Genomic DNA, 19,953 nt, shown 5'->3' with positions numbered 1-19,953 from the left:
CACATGGACCTCCTTACCGAAGCGCTGGCGTCGATGCGGACCAGGCATCCCACCTCCGTCCGCACCGACGGCCGCGCGCCGTGGGGGTTGCGGCTGCCGCCCGCGGCGGGCGCCGGCTTCCACGTGGTGCTGTACGGCTCGTGCTGGCTCGTCCCCGTGGACGCCCCGCACCTGGAGCCGCTCCCGATGGGCGCCGGTGACGTGGTGTTCCTGCGCAGCGGCGCCCACTTCGTCCTGGCCGACCACCCCAGCACGCCGGGCGAGGTGCCGGCCCCGGAGTGCTACACGAGGACCCCGCCGATCGGCTCCGTCGTGCTCGGCGGCGACGGCAGCCGTACGAGCCTGCTGTGCGGCAACTACCACCTCGACATGGTCAGGCCCCATCCGCTGGTGCGGCAGCTCCCCGAGGTGATCCACCTGCCCACCCGGCACGGCCGCCACGCCGAGCTGAGGGCCACGGTCGAGCTGCTCGGCGCGGAGCTGGAGAATCCGCGTATCGGCTCGGAGGGCATCGTGCCCGCGCTGATCGACGCGCTGCTGCTGTACATCCTGCGCGCCTGGCTGGCCGAGCAGCCCGCCGACGGCGAGGGCTGGTCCGCCGCGCTGCGCGACTCCGCGGTCGCCCCGGCGCTGGCCGCCGTCCACGAGGCGCCCTCCGCCTCGTGGACGGTCGAAGCGCTGGCCGCGCGGTCCGGGCTGTCGCGCGCCGCCTTCGCCAGGAGGTTCACCGCTCTGGTCGGCGAGCCTCCCATGGCGTACCTGACCCGCTGGCGCCTGACGCTGGCGGCCAAGCTGCTGCGTGACTCCGACGTGCCGCTGACCACGGTCGCAGCCCGGACGGGCTACAGCACGGAGTTCGCGCTCGCCAAGGCGTTCAAACGGGAGTACGGCGTCCCCCCCGGCGGCTACCGCCGGCAGGCCAGGGCCGCCTAGCCGCTGCCCCGCGGCACCCATGACCGCCGTGGCCGAGGGTACGCAACTACCATCGAAGCAGTTTGTCCAGGAGGAGGCCTGTCCATGTCCGATCAGACGTCCGTTCCCGCGGCGCTGGCCACCGGCGAGCACGCGCCCGACCGCAACCTCGCGCTCGAGCTCGTCCGCGTCACCGAGGCGGCCGCGATGTCCGCCGCCCGCTGGGTGGGGAGGGGCGACAAGAACGGCGCCGACGGCGCGGCGGTGAACGCGATGCGCCAGCTCATCAACACGGTCTCCATGAACGGCGTGGTGGTCATCGGCGAGGGCGAGAAGGACCACGCGCCGATGCTGTTCAACGGCGAGCGGGTCGGTGACGGCACCGGCGCGGAGTGCGACGTGGCGGTCGACCCCATCGACGGCACCCGGCTGACCGCGCTCGGCATGCCCGACGCGATCTCGGTGATCGCGGTGAGCGAGCGCGGCTCGATGTACGACCCGTCCGCGGTGTTCTACATGGAGAAGCTGGTGACCGGCCCGGAGGCGGCCGACGTGGTCGACATCGAGGCGCCCGTGGCCGTCAACATCAACGCGGTCGCCCGGGCCAAGGGCTGCTCGGCGTCCGACGTCACCGTCGTCATCCTCGACCGTCCCCGGCACGAGCAGCTCGTCAAGGAGATCCGGGAGACGGGGGCGCGCATCAAGTTCATCACCGACGGCGACGTGGCGGGCGCCATCATGGCGGCCCGGCAGGGCACCGGCATCGACCTCATGCTGGGCATCGGCGGCACGCCCGAGGGCATCGTGGCCGCGTGCGCGCTCAAGTGCCTGGGCGGTGTGATCCAGGGCAAGCTGTGGCCGCGCGACGAGGCCGAGCGCGCCAAGGCGATCGAGGCGGGCCACGACCTGAGCCAGGTGCTCACCACGAACGACCTGGTCCGCTCCGACGACGTGTTCTTCGCGGCGACGGGCATCACCCAGGGCGAGCTGATGCAGGGTGTGCGGTTCAGCCGCGGCGTGGCGATGACGAGCTCGCTGGTCATGCGGGGGCGTTCGGGCACGATCCGCCGGGTGGACAGCGAGCACCAGCTGTGGAAGCTGCGCGCCTACAGCGCGATCAACTTCGACACCGCGGGCTGAGCTCCGCGACGTCGCCGGGTCCGGCCCGCCGCTCAGCGGCGGCGCCTGCGCCTGGGCGGCTCCTTGACCTTGATGTCGCCCACGAAGTTGGTGGTGCGCACCTCGACGACCGGGGCGTCCGGCTCCGTCGGCTGCTTGGTGAGCCGGACGGTCTGGCCCTTGGCGACGCGCACCACCTCCAGGCCCTCGGGCACGTGGATCTCCAGCCCGCCGAAGACGAGCGTGGCGTTGATGACGACGCGGTGGTTCTGCAGGATGGCGTCGCGCAGGTCGAGCTTGGTCACGCCGAACATCGCGGTGACGTCCAGCTCGGCCGGCACCACCCAGCGGCCGTCGCGCTCCTCCTTCCTGAAGAACGCCGACACCGGCCGGCCGTCGAGCTTCAGCGGCTGCTGCTCGGCCGGGAGCAGGTCGATCGTCACCTCGGCCAGCTCGCCGAGCGTGCGGGCGGCGTAGACGGTGCCGAGCCGTTCCTCGAACTCCTCCATGGTGAGCCGGCCGTCGGCGTGGGCGGCCTGCAGCACCTGGGCGATGCGCTCGCGGTCGTCGTCGGAGGCGCGCAGCTCGCGGGGCGCCGGGGCGTCGGACCGCGGGCGGCGCGCGCTGATCCACTCCTCGGCTAGCCGCTCACCGGCCTCCTGCAGGCGGGGGAGCCAAGAACTCTGGCGCTCGTTCACACCTCCGACGATAACCGGCGTTCGCCGCAGTCAGCGGAATCCACGGGGTCGCGCGACCGTTCCTCCCCCGAGGACCGTCGATCAGGGGAGGCGCTCGTGCAGCAGGCGGCGCGATGGGGACTCGGCGCGGTGGGCGCCGGCGCGGCGGTGATCGCCGCGCTCGACCTGGCCAGCCTGGACCGGATGAACCCGTTGCGCCGGACCATCAGCGAGCACGGCCTGGGCGAGCAGGGGTGGGTGTTCGGCGTGGCCGTGGCGCTGCTGGCGGCGGGGTCGGTGGCGATCGGCGTCGCGCTGGCGCGCACCCGGCTGGCCGGGGTGTTCGGCACGGTCGCGCTGATGGCGTGGAGCGCCGGGCTGTTCGTGGTGGCGTACTTTCCCAAGCACGACTGGTCGGTGGGGCCCAGCGTGGACGGCCACATCCATCGGGTGGGCAGCCTCGTCGCGTTCCTCAGCCTGCCGCTGGCGGCGGTGGTCATCGCCCGGCCGTGGCGGCACGCGGAGCGGCGCCGGGACGCGCTGGTGGCCTTCGGGCTGGGCGTGTGCTCGGTGCTGTGGGTGGCCGGCATCGGCGCGATGGTGCTGGTGGGGGCGGAGAGCGGGCTGCCGTGGTATCGCGTCATGCCGCTCGGGCTGGTGGAGCGGGGGCTGGCGGTGACGGAGGTGGCGGCCCTGGTGGCGCTGGGGGTGTTCGCGGCCCGCAGGCAGCCGGTCGCCGGGCGGCAGCCGGTGCCCGCCGCCGTGGCCGTGGAACCCGAACGCTAGACGCCTGGCGGGGGGACCAGCCGACGCACTAACCTGACCGCGCCTCACCTTTCTGCACCCCCCCACTGGAGGCCTCCGTGTCGTCCCCCCGCGACCGCCAGGCACGCATCGCCACGTTCGTCGCCTACGCCGTGCAGGGCCTGTCGTTCGCGACCCTGCTCGTCCAGACCGCGACCCTGCAGGACAGGCACCGTCTCGACGAGGGCTCGCTCACGCTGCTGCTGCTCGTCGTGCCCGTCTTCGCCGGGGTGGGCAGCCTGGCGGCGGGCTCGTTCGCCCATCGCAGGGGCAGCAAGCTCATGCTGCGGGTCGCCCAGCCCGTCGTCGCGGCGGCGGTCATGCTCGCGGGGGTCGCCCCGGACGTGCCGGTGCTCCTCGTCGCGCTCCTGCTGTTCGGCCTGGCGGTGGGCGCGGTGGACGCGGGCATCAACATGCAGGGCGTGGCGGTCGAGCGCAGGTACGGCCGGGCCGTGCTCAACGGCTTCCACAGCATGTGGAGCGTGTTCAGCCTGGCCGGGGCGCTGTGGGCGTCGTGGGCGGCCTCGCTCGACCTGGTCGTGATCATGGGAGTGCCGATGGCGCTGGCGGTGGCGGCCTCCCTGTACGCCGGCCCGAGGCTGTGCACGCTCCAGGAGGAGAAGACCGAGTCGACGCTTCCGGTCACCGGCCGCCAGCCGTGGCGGCCCATCATGCCGCTCTGCCTGGCGATGGCCTTCCTGTACGTCGGCGACGCCGCGGTGTCGAACTTCAGCACCGTCTTCATGCAGGACGTCATGGCGGCGGGCCCGGCCGTGGTGCCGCTCGCCTACGCCGCCTACCAGGGGGCGACGCTGGTCATCCGGCTGGGCGGCGACGTCGCGGTCCGCAGGTACGGGCCGGCCGCGATCGTGCGGATCGGCGGCGCCATCGCGACGCTGGGGTTCCTCGGCGTGGTGCTCGCCCCGAACCTGCCGCTGACCGTCGTCGCGTTCGGGCTGACCGGGATGGGCCTGGCGGTGGTGGCCCCGCAGTCGTTCTCGGCCGCGGGGCGGCTGGACCCGGCGGGCACGGGCGTGGCCGTCGCGCGGGTCAACCTGTTCAACTACGTCGGCTTCATCGTCGGGGCGGCGCTGGTCGGCGGCATCGCGGACGCCACCGACATGCGGGTGGCCTTCGGGGCGCCGCTCGTGCTGGCGGCGGTCATCGTGGTGCTCGCCAGGGGCTTCGAGCCGGCGGTCAGGGGCGGGGCCACCGCGCGCGGCTAGCAGCCGGGCGCGGCCGGGGTGCATCGCCGGGTGCGTCGCGGGGTGCGCGGGGGTGCGCGGGGGGGCGCCGCTGGGCGTGTCGCTAGGCGCGTCGCTGGGCAAGGGAGCGCAGGTAGGCGAGGCTGCGCCGGACGTCGTCGGCGGGACGGTCGCCGGGGCCGGCGAGGACGACGTCCTGCTCCATGACGTACCAGCCCCGGTAGCCGCTCGCGTCGAGGCCGGCCACGATGCCGGCGATGTCCACGTCGCCCTGCCCGAGCGGGCGGTAGACGCCCGCGCGCACGGCCTGCGTGTAGGTCAGCTCCCCGCTGGAGACGCGCGCGGCGAGCCGCGCGTCGACGTCCTTGAGGTGGACGTGCGACACCCGGCCGGCCGCCCGGCGCACCAGCTCGGCCGGGTCGGTGCCGCCGATCAGCAGGTGGCCGGTGTCCAGGCAGAGCGGGACCGTGCTGCCGTCGAGCACCCTGCTCACCTCGTCACGGGTCTCGACCATGGTGCCGACATGCGGGTGCAGCGCGACGTCCGGGCCGTGTTCGGCGGCGATCCGGTCGAGGTTGGCCAGCAGGGTGGCCCAGCCGGTCTCGTCCAGGTCGGGGCGCTCGTCGTAGCCGTCCCGGCCGGTGGCCGCGGCCAGCACGAGCATGCCCTCGACCGGCGGGATGCGGGGCAGCGGGTCGTGGCCGGGATCGTGCAGGACGACGGGCACGAAGGCGCCCACGGCGCGCATCCCGTACGACGCGATGAGCGCGGGTGTCAGGAACCCTTCGGGGCCCAGCTCGGTGGCGGTGAGACCCAGCTCGCGCATCTCGCCCAGCACCCGTTCCGGCGGGAGCTGGTGGCCCCAGCCGGGGACCTCGCACACGCCCCAGGAGATGGGCGCTCCGGCCAGCCTCATGCCCGCACCTCCGCCACCTGGACGGGACGGCCCTCGCGGCGCGACAGCTCGGCGGCCTCGGCGACGTACAGCGCGGCCAGCGCCTCCTCGACCGAGCACAGGCGCGGGTCGTCGCGCAGGAAGCCGTCGATCTCGTCCACGTACGCCTGCTGGAAACGGGTCACGAAGTCGGGCCACGGCTCTCCCGGTGGCTGCAGGCCCTCGGCCGAGCGCAGCGGGGCGCGCGGGCCGAGGCCGACCACCTGCGTGCCCTCGGTGCCGGCCAGCTCCATGCGCACGTCGTAGCCGCCGCCGTTGTAGCGGGAGCCCTGCAGCGTGACGAGGGTGCCGTCGTCGAGGCCGAGCAGGGCGGCGCTGTTGTCCACGTCGCCCGACTCGCGGAAGAAGCCGGCGCCCCGGTTGGCGCCCGCCGCGTGCACCCAGTCCACCTCGCGGCCGGTCACCCAGCGCAGGATGTCGAAGTCGTGGATGTGGCAGTCGCGGTAGATGCCGCCGGACAGCGGGATGTAGGCGGCGGGAGGCGGCGCGGGGTCGGCGGTGACGAGGTGGACGCGGTGCAGCTCGCCCAGCTCGCCGTCACGCAGCGCGGCGGCCGCGCGCACGTATCCGGCGTCGAACCTGCGCTGGAAGCCGATCCGCACCCGGTTGCCGCGGCTGGCCGCGAGCACCTCCAGCGTCTCCTTGACGCCGACCGCCGCGGGCTTCTCGCAGAACGCGGGCACGCCCCTGCGGCAGGCTTCGACGAGCAGCTCGGCGTGGGTGCTGGTCGGGGTGGCGATGACCACGGCGTCGGCGTCGAACGGGTCGCCCGGCCGGCCGTGCGGCGAGGTCCGCACGGGGTCGGCGACGACCAGCTCGTCGACCAGGGGGTGGGCGGCCAGGGTGGCCGCGTGGAACGCTCCGATCCGGCCCAGGCCCAGCAGTCCGACACGCACGACGCCTCCAACGAAGGGGTGGCTTTCTTTCTAAGCGAGACGCTCTCGCTCAGTCAATACTTTGTCCTGACATTCTGACCTTTAGCCCGACCACGGCCTCCTCCGCGCGGTGCGCCGGCAGCCGCGCGAAGCCGACGACCACCGCGGGGCGGCCCGGCGCGTGGCGCATGGGGCCGACCGGCTCGACGACCAGGCCGAGGGCCCGCGCCGCGTCGGCCGTCCGGCTCTCGTCCCAGCCGGCGGGCAGGTCGAGGTAGGCGTGCAGGCCCGCCTCGATGCCGCGCACCCGGATCTGCGGCAGGTGCTCGGCCAGGGCGCCGACCAGGGCGTCCCTGCGGCGGCGGTACTCGCGGCGCATCTGGCGCAGGTGCTTGTCGTAGCCGCCGGTGCGCAGGAAGTGGGCCAGCGCGTACTGCTCGACCACCGGGGAGCCGAGGTCCAGCTCGCCCCTGGCCCGCCGCACCGCCTCCCCCAGCTCGGCGGGCGCCGCCACCCAGCCCAGCCGGAGGCCGGGCGCGAGGGCCTTGCTGACGCTGCCCGACAGGACCACGTGGCCGGACGCCAGGCCCTGCAGGCAGCCGACCGGGTCCCGGTCGAAGCGGAACTCGGCGTCGTAGTCGTCCTCCAGGACGGTCGCGCCGGTCTCCTGGGCCCACTCCACGAGCGCCGCCCTCCTGCCCGGCGAGAGCACGACGCCCGTCGGGTACTGGTGGGCGGGGGTGACCAGCACCGCCCGCGCCGGCCGGTCCCGCAGGGCCGCCACGTCGATGCCCTCGCCGTCGACCGGGACGGGCAGCAGGCGGGCGCCCGCGCGGCGCAGCAGGGGCGCCTGCCGGTGGCTGCCCGGGTCCTCCACCGCCAGGGGCAGCCCGCCCGCCCGCTGGGCGAGAGCACGGAGCACCAGGCTGAGGCCCTGGGCCACGCCGCCCACGATCACCAGGTTGGCCGGGTCGACGTCGGCGGCCCGCACCCGCCTGAGGTAGCCGGCCAGCTCCTCGCGGAGCTCGGGCACGCCGCCCGGATCGCCGTAGTCGAAGGCGTCGGACGGGATGGTCGTCACGGCGTGCCTGAGCGAGGCGAGCCAGCGCTCCCTCGGGAAGTGGCCGAGATCGGGCGAGGTGGCGCGATGCCCGTAGAACGACCCGTCACCGCCCGCCCGCGCCGGCGCCGGCGGGGAGGCGGCCGCGCCGCGCCCGGCGGCGGGCGCCACGTGGGTGCCCGACCCGACGCGCGAGACGAGGAACCCCTCCGCCACGAGCTGCTCGTAGGCCTCCACCACCACCCCGCGCGACACGCCCAGGTCGGCGGCGAGGTCGCGGCTCGCGGGCAGGCGGCGGCCCGGCTCCAGGCGCCCGCGGCGGACGGCCTCGCGCAGCCCGGCGGCGACCTGCCCCGCGATGCCGCCCCGCGTGTGATCTATCGGCACGTACAGCTCGGCCATGTCGGTCCTCTCAACCACAACGCGATCGGCCGGTTCGCCGGAACCATTGCCTTCCTAGCATCCCTTTCCGTGTGGATTTCTCCTGGCGACGGTGTGGCGGGCGCGGAGAGCGCGACGTTCCTGGTGGGCACGCCGGCCGACGGCCGGTACGGGCCCGCGGGCGCGGGGGCGTACCCTTTGGGAAACCGAAAGGATGGGCATGGCCGAGTTCGACTACACCGACCTTCTCCCGCTGGGCGCCGACGAGACCACGTATCGGCTGATCACGTCGGAGGGGGTGCGGAAGGTCGAGGCGGCGGGCCGCACGTTCCTGGAGGTCGAGCCCGAGGCGCTGCGCCTGCTCACCGAGACGGCCGTGCACGACATCTCCCACTATCTGCGCTCGTCGCACCTGGCGCAGCTGCGCAAGATCATCGATGACCCCGAGTCGAGCGGGAACGACCGGTTCGTCGCGCTCGACCTGCTGAAGAACGCCTCCATCTCGGCCGGCGGCGTGCTGCCGATGTGCCAGGACACCGGCACCGCCATCGTCATGGGCAAGCGGGGCCGCCACGTGCTGACCGACGGGCGCGACGCCGAGCACGTCTCGCGCGGCGTCTACGACGCCTACACGCGTCTCAACCTGCGCTACTCCCAGATGGCCCCGCTGACCATGTGGGAGGAGAAGAACACCGGCAGCAACCTGCCGGCCCAGATCGAGCTGTACGCCGAGGACCCCCACGGCCACGCCGACGAGTACAAGCTGCTGTTCATGGCCAAGGGCGGCGGGTCGGCCAACAAGTCGTTCCTCTACCAGGAGACCAAGGCGGTGCTCAACGAGAAGCGCATGCTGGCCTTCCTGGAGGAGAAGATCCGCTCCCTCGGCACCGCGGCGTGCCCGCCGTACCACCTGGCGGTCGTCGTCGGCGGCACGTCGGCCGAGTACGCCCTGAAGACGGCCAAGTACGCCAGCGCCCGCTACCTCGACTCCATCCCCACCGAGGGCTCACCCTCCGGGCACGGCTTCCGTGACCTGGAGCTGGAGGCCAAGGTCTTCGAGCTGACCCAGAAGCTCGGCATCGGCGCCCAGTTCGGCGGCAAGTACTTCTGCCATGACGTCCGCGTCATCCGGCTCCCCCGTCACGGCGCCTCCTGCCCGGTGGCCATCGCCGTCTCCTGCTCGGCCGACCGCCAGGCGCTGGCGAAGATCACGGCGGAGGGCGTGTTCCTGGAGCAGCTGGAGACCGACCCGGCCCGGTTCCTGCCCGAGACCACCTCCGAGCAGCTCTCCGAGGACGTCGTCACGATCGACCTCAACCGTCCCATGCCCGAGATCCTGGCCGAGCTGACGAAGTATCCCGTCAAGACGCGCCTGTCCCTCACCGGCCCGCTCGTGGTCGCCCGTGACATCGCGCACGCCAAGATCGCCGAGCTGCTCGACAACGGCGGCGAGATGCCGCAGTACCTCAAGGACCACGCGGTCTACTACGCCGGCCCGGCCAAGACGCCCGAGGGCTACGCCTCCGGCTCGTTCGGCCCGACGACCGCCGGGCGCATGGACTCCTACGTCGAGCGCTTCCAGGCGGCCGGCGGCTCGATGGTCATGCTGGCCAAGGGCAACCGGTCGCAGCAGGTGACGGACGCCTGCCAGAAGTACGGAGGCTTCTACCTCGGCTCCATCGGCGGGCCCGCCGCGCGGCTGGCACAGGACTGCATCAAGAAGGTGGAGGTCCTGGAGTACCCGGAGCTGGGGATGGAGGCGGTGTGGAAGATCGAGGTCGAGGACTTCCCGGCGTTCATCGTGGTGGACGACAAGGGTGACGACTTCTTCACCGACCGCACGGGGCCGGTGCTGAGCATCGGGCGCCGCTGAGGCGTCGGCCGCTCAGCCTGGACGTCACGGCCGGGGCCCGCGTGCGCACCCGGCCGTCCGGTCGTGCCGTGGTCGCGCGGTGCGGCGTCGCGGGGAACGACGCCGGCCCCTGACGGGGGGGCAGGGCGCGGGATCGGGCGGGCGGCCGCCGGACCGGTGGAGGGCGGCGGGCGCGGTCGTCGCGGGGTCAGACGGCGACGGGGGCGCGGTGGGGGGCCACCGTGGTGCCGTCAGGGAGCAGCAGGCCGGTGTCGTCGAAGAGCACGATGCCGTTGCACAACAGACTCCACCCCTGGTCGGGATGGGCCGCGATCACGTGGGAGGCCTCGCGGTCGGGTGAGTCGGCGGCGGGGCAAGGGGGAACGTGTCTGCACATCGTGCACCTCTCAGCTGGCGCTCCTGGTGGTGGGAGTCTCAAAAGGGCAACTGACGCCCCGACGGCGTGCGAAGGTCGAGCGACGCGCCACCCGGCCTGCGGGGCGGCCTGGGCCGAATCCGGGTCTGGCGCATCCTCACCACGTCCTTCCAGCCACAGCCGTCATGGTCGCTGGCGCATACCCCCATCGTGCCGACCGGCACCGACACTTTCCGGCCGGTCGGGAGGCTGCCGCTTTTCGCACCTTCACTCTGCCCGCGCCCCCTTACGCAACCCTTACAACTCGCTGACGAACCCCAGAGTTCCTGTCAGTAACGTCTGTCGCCAGCATGCCACCCGTTTAACCTCGTCGTCCGCGTATTGAGACGCAGTACGCGACGAAGAACGGCGCCACGAAATCCGGCGAACAGCACAAAGATGCACGAGTAATACAAAAACGGGCATCGGCGCGGGCGGACCGCCCGCGCCGATGGGACCCGGCTGACCCTCGCCATCCTGTCCAACCGGGTCCTAGGTCGCAAGACTGATGCAGTTGCGACCTAGTTGCAATAATGTCCCAAGGCGTAGCGATCACCAAGGAGGACCCATGGGGCAGTACGCCCTTCCCGACATGCCCTACGACTACGCCGCCCTGGAGCCCGCCATCACCGGCGAGATCCTGGAGCTCCATCACGCCAAGCACCACGCCGCGTACGTCAAGGGAGCCAACGACACGCTGGAACGGCTCGCCGAGGCCCGCGACAGGGGCGAGTTCGGCAACCTCGTCGGCCTGGAGAAGACCTTCGCCTTCAACCTGTCCGGCCACGTGCTGCACACGATCTTCTGGCAGAACCTCTCCCCCGACGGCGGCGACCGGCCCGACGGGGCACTCGCCGACGCCATCGACGAGCACTTCGGCACGTTCGAGGCGTTCCGGAACCAGCTCACCGCCGCGACGGCGTCCGTGCAGGGCTCCGGATGGGGCGTGCTGGCCTGGGAGCCGCTGGGCCGCCGCCTCATGGTCGAGCAGGTCTACGACCACCACGGCAACGTCGGCGCGAACACCACGCCGCTGCTCGTCTTCGACGCCTGGGAACACGCTTACTACCTGCAGTATCGCAACGTGCGCCCCGACTATGTGCACAAACTCTGGGACCTGGTGAACTGGACGGACGTGGCGGCCCGCTTCGCTGACGTGACGAGTCAGCCGGGTTGACTCAGATTCGCAACATTTTATCGGCCCGGCCTCTACTGGTCGGTTTACACGAATAGGTAAGCTGCCAGGCATGCGTGCGCCCTCCGGTTACCTTCTCGCCGCGCGCTACCGGCTCCTCGAACCGGTCGGACGCGGCGGCATGGGCACCGTGTGGCGGGCGTACGACGAGCTGCTCGACCGCTACGTCGCGGTCAAGGAGGTCCGGCTGCCGGCCGTGCTCGACGAGGAGCTGCGCGCCGAGCTGTGCGCGCGCACCGAGCGCGAGGGCAGGGCGACCGCGATGGTCGCGCACCCGTCGGTCATCACCGTCTTCGACGTCGTCACCGAGGACGACCGGCCGTGGATCGTGATGGAGCTGCTCCAGGCCAGATCCCTGGAGCAGCTCGTCCAGCAGGACGGACCGCTCCATCCCCGCCGCGTCGCCGAGATCGGCCGGCAGATCCTCGGCGCGCTGCGCGCCGTCCACGCCAAGGGCATCCTGCACCGCGACGTGAAGCCCAGCAACGTGCTGGTGACGGAGGATCGGGCGGTGCTCACCGACTTCGGGCTGGCGGCGCTGGAGGGCGACGTCTCCATCACCCAGGCCGGCATCGTGCTCGGCTCGGCCGGCTACATCGCTCCAGAACGCGTGCTCGGCGCCAAGGCGAGTCCGGCCGCCGACCTGTGGTCGCTCGGCGCGACCCTCTACACCGCCGTCGAGGGCCGGGGCCTGCACGGCCGCCGCACCGCCGCGGCCGCGCTGGCGGCGCTCACCAGCGGCGAGCCGATCCCGATGACCAAGGCCGGACCGCTCGCGCCGGTCCTCGACGCGCTGCTCCGCATCGATCCGCAGACCAGGCTCGACTCGGTCCGGGCCTCGCTCATGCTGGCCCGCGTGGCGGCCGGCGGCTCGGCGGAGGAGCCGCTCGCGCCCCGCAGGTCCACGCGCCCGGGGCCGATGATCTCAGCGCCGTCCTTCACCCGCAGACCCGCCCACCGCGGGCTGCACCGGGCGGAGGCGACGGCGGCGGCGCTGTCCAACGGCACGACCCCCGCCCGCACTCCCGACACCCCGCGCGGCACGCGGGCCCAGACCGTCCCGCCGCCGCGGCAGGAACGCAGGCCCGGCGAGGGAGTGCACCGCAGGCGCGTCGAACCTCACCCCGCCCTGTCCGTTTACGCCCGGGTGAAGGCCGTGCTGATAAAGATGTGCCTCCCCAGGCGCTTCTGGCCGCGCGAACTTCGCAAGCGCGGGTAAAGCACTTCCCAACCGAGAATCGCTATCTTCTTCTCATGCCGGAACACCAGACTCGCCTGCTCGCGGAGCGCTACGAGCTGATCTCACCGCTCGGGCGGGGGACGATGGGGACCGTGTGGCGCGCTCACGACCGCGCTCTCGGGCGCGAGGTGGCGGTCAAGCAGATCCGCCAGGACCCGGGCCTCACCGAGGAGCAGCGGAGCGAACTGCGCGAGCGCATGGTGCGCGAGGGCCGTCTGGCCGCCCGCATCAGCCACCCGTCCGTGGCGGCCATCCACGACGTGCTCATCCACGAGGGCAGCCCGTGGATCATCATGGAACTGGTCGAGGCGCGCTCGCTGGAGCAGGTCATCGACGAGGAGGGCCCGCTGCCGCCCCGGCTGGTGGCCGAGATCGGCGTCGACCTGCTCGGTGCGCTGCGCGCCGCGCACGCGCAGGGCATCACGCACCGCGACGTCAAGCCCGCCAACGTGCTGATCACCGAGACCGGCCGCGTGGTGCTGACCGACTTCGGCATCGCCCGCGCCGAGGGCGACTCCCGGCTCACCAGGACCGGCATGGTGATCGGCTCTCCCGGCTACACCGCCCCCGAACGGGCACGGGGCGACTACACCGGCCCCGAGTCCGACATCTGGTCGCTCGGGGCGACGCTCTACTTCGCCGTGGAGGGGCGTCCGGCGTTCGAGCGGTCCTCGATCGCCGAGACCCTGTCGGCGCTGCTGAGCGAGAACGCCGACCCGCCCACGCAGGCCGGGCAGCTCCGGCCGGTGCTGAACGGGCTGTTGAACAAGGACCACAAGCAGCGCCTGAGCGCGGCCCAGGCGGAGACGATGCTGCGCATGGTCGCCGACACGCCGACCAGCGAGATGCCTGTCATCACGGGCGAGGCCCTGCCTGAACAGGAGATGTCCGTGGCCGATGCCAGGCACACCGATCCCGCCGCGCCGTCCCGGGCGAGGCCCGGCTCGCCGCACGCGGGCCAAGGACCGCACGCGGGCCAAGGACCGCACGGGGCCCCCGGCGCGTCGCCGCACGCGGGCCAAGGACCGCACGCGGTCCCCGGCGCGTCGCCGTACGGGGCCCCCGGCGCGTCGCCGCACGGGGCCGCCGGACCGCACGCGCCCGCGGTGCCGGGCGGACCCGCGCCGGGCGGGCCCGGCGCGGGCGAGCCGGGCGGCCGGTACGCCGGTCCCTCGCGCCCCCTCCACTCCGGCCCGCACGAACCCGCTCCCGCCCGGCCGGGTCCCGCCGCGGCCCCGCCTGGGCAGCCGGCTCCGGCGGGCCACGACACGGTCCCGCCCGGATCAGACCCCGGCCGGCGCGGCCCCGGCACGGCCCCGCCCGGATCCGACCCCGCCCAGCGCGGTCCGGGCACGGCCCCGCCCGGACCGGACCCCGGTCGGCGCGGTCCCGGCACGGTCCCGCACGCGCGTCCCGGCGCGGCGTCGCTGCCGCGCCCGGCCGACGCCCCCGGCGGTCCCCCGCCGGCCCGCGCGCCCGGGCCGCCCGAGGGCGACGACTGGGACCCGGAGCGGACCGTCAGCGTGATGCGGCCGAAGTCCCCGATGCCTCCCCCTCCTGCCGCCGGAGCGCCGCAGCGGCCCCCCGCCCCGCCGGCCCACACCCCGCACGACGAGGGCTCCATGACCACGCGGCGGGTGCAGGTTCACCGCAACCCCATCGGCTCGCCCGGCCAGCAGGTCTACCCGCTGCCCGCGCCGCCGGCCGGGCAGCCGGGCACCCGTCCCGGGCCGCGCCAGGGCCCGCCCGGGACGCTTCCGCCCGGCGCGCAGCAGCACCCGTACGGCGCCCGGCCCCCGCACGAGCCGCTGCCCGAGCGGCCCGACTCCCACGGCCTGGGCACCGACCTGTTCGCGATCGCCGGTCCCGAGCAGCGCCCCTCGGGCAACCGCAGGGGCCTGCTCATCCTCGCCATGGCCGCCGCCGTGGCCGTGATCATGGCGATCGTGATCGTGGCGGTGGCGTCGTCCGGCTGACCGGGCCGCCGTGTGTCGGACCGCGTGGGACAGACTGGGGGCATGAGCGAGTTCCGCATCGAACAAGACTCGATGGGTGAGGTCCGCGTTCCGGCCGGTGCCCGGTGGCGCGCGCAGACCCAGCGGGCCGTGGAGAACTTCCCGATCTCAGGACGGCCGCTGGAGCCGTCGCACATCGCGGCCCTGGGCCTGATCAAGGCGGTGGCCGCCGAGGTGAACGCCGAGCTGGGCGTCATCGACAAGGACCTGGCCGAGGCCATCGCGCAGGCCGCGGCCGACGTCGCCGAGAACGAGCACGACGACCACTTCCCGATCGACGTCTTCCAGACGGGCTCCGGCACCTCGTCCAACATGAACGCCAACGAGGTCATCGCGCACCTCGCCCAGGAGCGGCTCGGCCGTCCCGTCCACGCCAACGACCACGTCAACGCCTCGCAGTCGTCCAACGACGTTTTCCCGACCTCGATCCACGTGGCGGCGGCGACCGAGGTGACCTACCACCTGCTGCCCTCGCTCGAACACCTGGCGGCGGCGCTGCGGGCCAAGGCCATCCAGTTCGACCAGGTGGTGAAGTCGGGCCGGACGCACCTGATGGACGCCACCCCGGTCACGCTGGGGCAGGAGTTCGGCGGCTACGCCTCGCAGATCGAGCACGGGGTGGTGCGGGTGCGCTCGGCGCTCGGCCACGTCCTGGAGCTCCCGCTGGGCGGCACGGCCGTCGGCACCGGCATCAACACCCCGCCCGGCTTCGCCGAGAAGGCCATCGCCAAGCTGCGCGAGGCGACCGGCATCCCGTTCACCGAGGCGCTGGACCACTTCGAGGCGCAGAGCGCCCAGGACTCGATCGTCGAGCTGTCGGGGCAGCTCAAGGTGGTGGCCGTCTCCCTCACCAAGATCGCCAACGACTTGCGCTGGATGGGGTCGGGGCCCCGGGCCGGGCTGGGCGAGATCAACCTCCCCGACCTGCAGCCCGGCTCGTCGATCATGCCGGGCAAGGTCAACCCGGTCGTTCCGGAGGCCACGGCCATGGTCGCGGCGCAGGTCATCGGCAACGACGCGGCGATCACGTTCGCCGGCGCCTCCGGCACGTTCGAGCTCAACGTGCAGCTTCCGGTGATCGCCCGCAACATCCTGGAGTCCATCCGGTTGCTGGCGAACGTGTCGCGGCTGCTCGCCGACCGCTGCGTGGCGGGGATCACGGCCAACGAGGAGCGGCTGCGCGAGTACGCGGAGTCGTCGCCGTCGATCGTCACCCCGCTCAACCGGTACGTGGGCTACGAGGAGGCCGCGCGGATCGCCAAGCAGGCCCTGGCGGAGCGCAGGACCATCCGCGAGGTGGTCGTCGAGCGCGGCCACGTCGCGAACGGCACCATCACCGAGGCCCAGCTCGACGCCGTCCTCGACGTCCTCGCCATGACCCGTCCCGCCACGGGCGACCGAGGCTGACAGCCCGCCGGCAGCGGACGGCCGTGCGGCCGTGACCGCCGGAGTTCCGAAGGGTGGGGAGAAGGGTCTACGGGAGTGGGCGGCGGATGTACGCCAGGTCCGCCGTCATCGCGGCGGCGGCCTCGGCGAGGACGGGCAGGACGTCACGCACCAGCTCGTCGGCGGTGACGCGGCCGGCGTGCGTGGCCACGTTCGCCGCCGCGACGACCCGGCCGGCCCGGTCGTGGACGGGCACGGCGATGGACCGGACGCCCTCCTCCAGCTCCTGGTCCACGAGGGCGTACCCGTCGGCGCGCGCCCGCCGTACGGCCGCCGCCAGCTCGCCGGGCGAGGCGACCGTACGGCTGGTCAGCGGCTTCGGATCGATCCCGGACAGCCGCCCGTCGGGCAGACCGGCGAGCAGGACGCGGCCCATCGAGGTGGCGTAGGCGGGGAACCGGGTGCCGACGGTGATGTCGACGCTCATGATGCTCCGCGTGGGCACCCGGGCCACGTAGACGACGTCGTCACCCGAGAGCGTCGCGACCGACGCCGACTCGTGGACGCGCGCCACCAGGTCGGCCAGGTGGGGGTGCACGATCTCGCCGAGGCTCCGCGCGGACAGGTGGGCGTACCCCAGCTCCAGCACCCTCGGCAGCAGCACGAACCGGTTCGCCTCGGGGGCCGCGTATCCCAGCCGTTCCAGGCTGACGACCGCCCGCCGGACGGTGGCCCGGGGCAGGCCGGTCACCCGGGCCGCCCCGGCGAGCGTCAGCCCGCCGCGCGTCGAGCCGAGCGCCACCAGCACGGCCAGGCCGCGGGCCAGCGACTGCAGGTACACGGCGCCCAGCTCGTCCTTGGTGGCACGGTAGGCGCCGCCCACGGCCCCTGCCACCGCACCGCGCGGGGGCGGCGGGGGCGGCGGGGCGGGCAGGGCGGCCTCCATCGTGGTGGCCGTCTCGCGCAGGCGGGGCAGGGCGTGGGCGCGCAGGCCGGCGAGAGGGTGCCTGCTGGTGTGGCTGACGACGCTGACCGCGCAGACCGTCCTGCCGTCGCCGTCGCGCACCGGCGCCGCCACCTCGATCAGTCCCGGCTCCATGAGCTGGTCGCCCTCGGTCCACGGCGCGGACGCGTCTCTCAGCGCCGGTCCCGCCGCGCAACGGTCGGCCGGAAGCAGGTCACCGACCCGGAAGGCGATGGCCATCGTGCGCCGCCGGGCGTACGAGCCGACGAGCCGGACGCCGTCGCCGTCCGGGACGGCCAGCGTGACCGTCTCGTCGAGGGCCTCGGCGAGGGCGTCCGCGTGCGGGCCGAGAGCCTCGGCGAGGCCGCCGCAGGCGAGGTAGGCCTCGCCGAGCTCCATCAGCGGGCCGGCGAGAAGCACGTCGCGGTCCTCGACCCGCAGGTGGCCGAGGGTGGCCAGGGTGGCGACGACGCGGTCCACCGTGGATCTGGCCAGGCCGGTCGCGCGTACGAGGTCGGTCGCCCGCATCCGGCGCCCGGGGTCGGCCGACAGGACGCGCAGCACGTCCAGGCCGCGTTCGAAGGCACCGGCCGGCTCCATCCGTCCTCCTCGTGAGTCCGCTCGTCACCCGATGGGAGCACTTTGACAGGCGACGTCCGTTCCGCGCATACTCGGCGAGAGTAGTGAACTAAAGTTCACTATACGAACACCTGGAGTGCCGTGCGGACCAGCAAGGTGATCGCCACCGCCGAGGAGGCACTGGCGGACGTGTGGGACGGCGCGTCGTTCGCGGTCGGCGGCTTCGGCCTGAGCGGGATCCCCAGCGTGCTGATCCGGGCCCTCTACGACGCGGGAGCCACCGGCATCAGCGTGGTGTCCAACAACTGCGGCGTGGACGACGGCGGCCTCGGCGTCCTGCTGGCCGCGCGGCGCATCGCCCGGGTGACCGCCTCCTACATCGGCGACAACAAGGAGTTCGCCCGGCAGTACCTCGCGGGCGAGCTGGAGGTGGAGCTGACCCCGCAGGGCAGCCTGGCCGAGCGGCTGCGCGCCGGAGGGTGCGGCATCCCCGCCTTCTACACCCCCGCGGGCGTCGGCACCCCGGTCGCCGACGGCGGCCTGCCGCTGCGCCACGCCCCCGACGGGTCGATCGCCGTGGCCTCCCCGCCCAAGGAGGTGCGCGAGTTCGACGGCGTGCGGTACGTCCTGGAGCGCGGCATCACCACCGACTTCGCGCTGGTGCGCGCGGCGCGCGGCGACCGGCACGGCAACCTGGTGTTCGGCAAGGCGAGCCGCAACTTCAACCCCGTGGCGGCGATGGCCGGTCGGGTCACGATCGCCGAGGTCGAGGAGCTGACCGAGCTGGACCCCGACGAGGTGCACCTGCCCGGCGTGTTCGTGCAGCGGGTGGTCGTCCTCACCCCCGAGCAGGCCGCCGACAAGGGCGTCGAACGGCGTACGGTCTCCGCGGCGCCGGGGACGGTGCCGACGTCATGAGCTGGTCACGGGACGAGATGGTCGCCAGGGCCGCGGCCGAGCTGCGCGACGGCGACCACGTCAACCTCGGCATCGGGCTGCCCACCCGCATCCCGTCGTTCCTGCCCCCGGAGGTGGACGTGGTGCTCCACTCCGAGAACGGCATCCTCGGCGTCGGCCCCTACCCGACCGAGGACGAGGTCGACCCCGACCTGATCAACGCGGGCAAGGAGACCGTCACGGTGCGGCCCGGAGCGTCCTTCTTCGACTCGTCCCTGTCGTTCGGGATGATCCGCGGCGGCCACATCGACGTGGCGGTGCTCGGCGCCATGCAGGTCTCGGCCCGCGGCGACCTGGCCAACTGGATGGTCCCCGGCAAACTGGTCAAGGGGATGGGCGGCGCGATGGACCTGGTCCACGGCGCCCGCCGGGTGATCGTCGTCATGGACCACGTGGCCAAGGACGGCTCCCCCAAGATCGTCGAAGAGTGCTCGCTGCCGCTCACCGGCAGGGCGTGCGTCCACCGCGTGATCACCGACCTCGGCGTCCTCGACGTGACCGCCGGCGGGCTGGTGCTCGTGGAGACCGCGCCCGGCGTGAGCGTGGCCGAGCTGCGCGACCGTACGGCAGCGAAGGTGATCGCATGAAGGACGTCTACATCGTCGACTCGGTCAGGACCCCGATCGGCCGGTACGGCGGGGCGCTCGCCGGCGTGCGCCCCGACGACCTGGCCGCCCACGTCGTCCGGGCGCTGGCCGAGCGGACCGGACTCGACCACGCCGACGAGGTGATCCTGGGCAACGCCAACGGCGCGGGCGAGGAGAACCGCAACGTCGCCCGCATGGCGGCGCTGCTCGCCGGGCTGCCGGTGACCACGCCCGGAGCGACGGTCAACCGGCTGTGCGGCTCCGGCATGGAGGCCGTCGTCCAGGCGTACCGGTCGATCGCCCTGGGCGACGCCTCGGTGGTGATCGCGGGCGGCGTGGAGTCGATGACCCGCGCCCCGTGGGTGCTGCCCAAGCCCGACCGGGCCTTCCCCGCCGGCGGGCAGGAGCTCGTCTCCACCACGCTCGGCTGGCGGCTGGTCAACCCGCGGATGCCGGAGGAGCACACCGTGCCGCTCGGCGAGGGAGCCGAGCTGATCGCCGACAGGCACGGCATCACCCGCGCCGAGCAGGACGCCTTCGCCCTGGCCAGCCACCAGAAGGCGGCCAAGGCGTCGTTCGACCGCGAGATCGTCCCCGTCGGCGAGCTGTCACGCGACGAGGGCATCCGCGAGGACGCCTCCCTGGAGGCGCTGGCCCGGCTCAAGCCGGTCTTCCGGCCGGGCGGCACGGTCACCGCGGGCAACTCCTCGCCGCTCAACGACGGGGCGGCGGCGCTGCTGCTCACCGACGAGGCCGGGCTCGGCGGGCGCGAGCC

At 73.5% G+C, this 19,953-nt stretch carries 18 protein-coding genes; 12 read left to right on the top strand and 6 right to left on the bottom strand.

Going from position 1 to position 19,953, the window contains the following annotated elements; all coding sequences use genetic code 11:
• The first annotated feature begins 3 nt into the window (after window positions 1–3).
• Both CXR44_RS23250 and glpX read left to right on the top strand, forming a co-directional pair.
• Window positions 4–933 (top strand): AraC family transcriptional regulator, encoded by a 930-nt coding sequence (locus tag CXR44_RS23250; RefSeq protein ID WP_101788212.1) that lies wholly within the window; start codon window positions 4–6, stop codon window positions 931–933.
• An 84-nt stretch (window positions 934–1,017) separates the two neighbouring features.
• Window positions 1,018–2,052 carry a class II fructose-bisphosphatase gene (gene glpX / locus CXR44_RS23245; RefSeq protein WP_101788211.1) on the top strand — a complete coding sequence of 345 codons (1,035 nt, stop codon included), beginning with the start codon at window positions 1,018–1,020 and terminating at the stop codon, window positions 2,050–2,052.
• Between the two features lie 32 nt (window positions 2,053–2,084).
• Here glpX and CXR44_RS23240 read toward each other — a convergent pair whose 3' ends face one another.
• On the bottom strand, window positions 2,085–2,729 hold the full coding sequence (locus CXR44_RS23240; RefSeq protein WP_144070056.1) for a DUF1707 SHOCT-like domain-containing protein: 645 nt from the start codon (window positions 2,727–2,729) through the stop codon (window positions 2,085–2,087).
• A 96-nt stretch (window positions 2,730–2,825) separates the two neighbouring features.
• On the opposite strand from CXR44_RS23240, the gene CXR44_RS23235 reads away from it, so the two are divergent.
• Together CXR44_RS23235 and CXR44_RS23230 are read left to right on the top strand one after the other, a co-directional pair.
• The gene (locus tag CXR44_RS23235) at window positions 2,826–3,494 is read left to right on the top strand and encodes a DUF998 domain-containing protein (protein ID WP_101788209.1); all 669 of its coding nucleotides are present in this window, start codon (window positions 2,826–2,828) and stop codon (window positions 3,492–3,494) included.
• A gap of 77 nt (window positions 3,495–3,571) precedes the next feature.
• The gene (locus CXR44_RS23230) at window positions 3,572–4,738 is read left to right on the top strand and encodes an MFS transporter (protein WP_101788208.1); all 1,167 of its coding nucleotides are present in this window, start codon (window positions 3,572–3,574) and stop codon (window positions 4,736–4,738) included.
• 82 nt (window positions 4,739–4,820) lie between these two features.
• On the opposite strand, the gene CXR44_RS23225 is transcribed toward CXR44_RS23230, so the two are convergent.
• The 3 genes from CXR44_RS23225 to pdxR are packed head-to-tail and all read right to left on the bottom strand — an operon-like array spanning window position 4,821 to window position 8,009.
• On the bottom strand, window positions 4,821–5,633 hold the full coding sequence (locus tag CXR44_RS23225) for a TIM barrel protein (protein WP_101788207.1): 813 nt from the start codon (window positions 5,631–5,633) through the stop codon (window positions 4,821–4,823).
• Window positions 5,630–6,568 (bottom strand): Gfo/Idh/MocA family protein, encoded by a 939-nt coding sequence (locus CXR44_RS23220; RefSeq protein ID WP_101788206.1) that lies wholly within the window; start codon window positions 6,566–6,568, stop codon window positions 5,630–5,632. Before CXR44_RS23220 ends, CXR44_RS23225 begins: the two co-directional genes overlap by 4 nt.
• A 49-nt stretch (window positions 6,569–6,617) precedes the next feature.
• Window positions 6,618–8,009 (bottom strand): MocR-like pyridoxine biosynthesis transcription factor PdxR, encoded by a 1,392-nt coding sequence (pdxR, locus tag CXR44_RS23215; RefSeq protein WP_101788205.1) that lies wholly within the window; start codon window positions 8,007–8,009, stop codon window positions 6,618–6,620.
• A 199-nt stretch (window positions 8,010–8,208) separates the two neighbouring features.
• Between pdxR and CXR44_RS23210 the strand changes: the two genes are divergently transcribed.
• Window positions 8,209–9,861: a fumarate hydratase gene (locus tag CXR44_RS23210; protein ID WP_101788380.1), complete on the top strand. Its 1,653-nt coding sequence runs from the start codon at window positions 8,209–8,211 to the stop codon at window positions 9,859–9,861.
• Window positions 9,862–10,048: 187 nt separating this feature from the next.
• Here the strand turns inward: CXR44_RS23210 and CXR44_RS23205 are convergent, their stop codons facing one another.
• Complete coding sequence (locus CXR44_RS23205; protein WP_101788204.1) at window positions 10,049–10,237, bottom strand: DUF5999 family protein; 189 nt, start codon at window positions 10,235–10,237, stop codon at window positions 10,049–10,051.
• A 586-nt stretch (window positions 10,238–10,823) separates the two neighbouring features.
• Here CXR44_RS23205 and CXR44_RS23200 point away from each other — a divergent pair.
• The 4 genes from CXR44_RS23200 (at window position 10,824) to CXR44_RS23185 (ending at window position 16,112) form a co-directional block, all read left to right on the top strand.
• Entirely contained in the window at window positions 10,824–11,432 is a 609-nt protein-coding gene (locus tag CXR44_RS23200) for a superoxide dismutase (RefSeq protein WP_101788203.1), read from the top strand.
• Between the two features lie 70 nt (window positions 11,433–11,502).
• Window positions 11,503–12,669: a serine/threonine-protein kinase gene (locus tag CXR44_RS23195; protein WP_101788202.1), complete on the top strand. Its 1,167-nt coding sequence runs from the start codon at window positions 11,503–11,505 to the stop codon at window positions 12,667–12,669.
• Between the two features lie 35 nt (window positions 12,670–12,704).
• Window positions 12,705–14,666: a serine/threonine-protein kinase gene (locus tag CXR44_RS41735; RefSeq protein WP_101788201.1), complete on the top strand. Its 1,962-nt coding sequence runs from the start codon at window positions 12,705–12,707 to the stop codon at window positions 14,664–14,666.
• A 42-nt stretch (window positions 14,667–14,708) separates the two neighbouring features.
• Window positions 14,709–16,112 carry a class II fumarate hydratase gene (locus CXR44_RS23185; protein ID WP_101788200.1) on the top strand — a complete coding sequence of 468 codons (1,404 nt, stop codon included), beginning with the start codon at window positions 14,709–14,711 and terminating at the stop codon, window positions 16,110–16,112.
• Window positions 16,113–16,179: 67 nt separating this feature from the next.
• Here CXR44_RS23185 and CXR44_RS41960 read toward each other — a convergent pair whose 3' ends face one another.
• Window positions 16,180–17,655, bottom strand: a complete 1,476-nt coding sequence (locus CXR44_RS41960) for an IclR family transcriptional regulator domain-containing protein (protein WP_101788199.1) — start codon at window positions 17,653–17,655, stop codon at window positions 16,180–16,182.
• Window positions 17,656–17,775: 120 nt separating this feature from the next.
• Here CXR44_RS41960 and CXR44_RS23175 point away from each other — a divergent pair, with 120 nt between their 5' ends.
• The 3 genes from CXR44_RS23175 to CXR44_RS23165 form a co-directional block, all read left to right on the top strand.
• Window positions 17,776–18,552, top strand: coding sequence for a CoA transferase subunit A (locus tag CXR44_RS23175; RefSeq protein ID WP_101788198.1), 777 nt, complete (start codon window positions 17,776–17,778; stop codon window positions 18,550–18,552).
• The gene (locus CXR44_RS23170; protein ID WP_101788197.1) at window positions 18,549–19,178 is read left to right on the top strand and encodes a CoA transferase subunit B; all 630 of its coding nucleotides are present in this window, start codon (window positions 18,549–18,551) and stop codon (window positions 19,176–19,178) included. The genes CXR44_RS23175 and CXR44_RS23170 overlap by 4 nt, the downstream gene beginning before the upstream one ends.
• Window positions 19,175–19,953, top strand: a 779-nt coding sequence (locus CXR44_RS23165; RefSeq protein WP_245899346.1) for a thiolase family protein, incomplete at its 3' end; no start/stop codon positions are given. The genes CXR44_RS23170 and CXR44_RS23165, both read left to right, overlap by 4 nt.

It is taken from the genome of Nonomuraea indica, assembly GCF_002850745.1.
Classification (GTDB): domain Bacteria; phylum Actinomycetota; class Actinomycetes; order Streptosporangiales; family Streptosporangiaceae; genus Nonomuraea; species Nonomuraea indica.
This window is presented reverse-complemented; position numbering and strand designations above follow the sequence as displayed.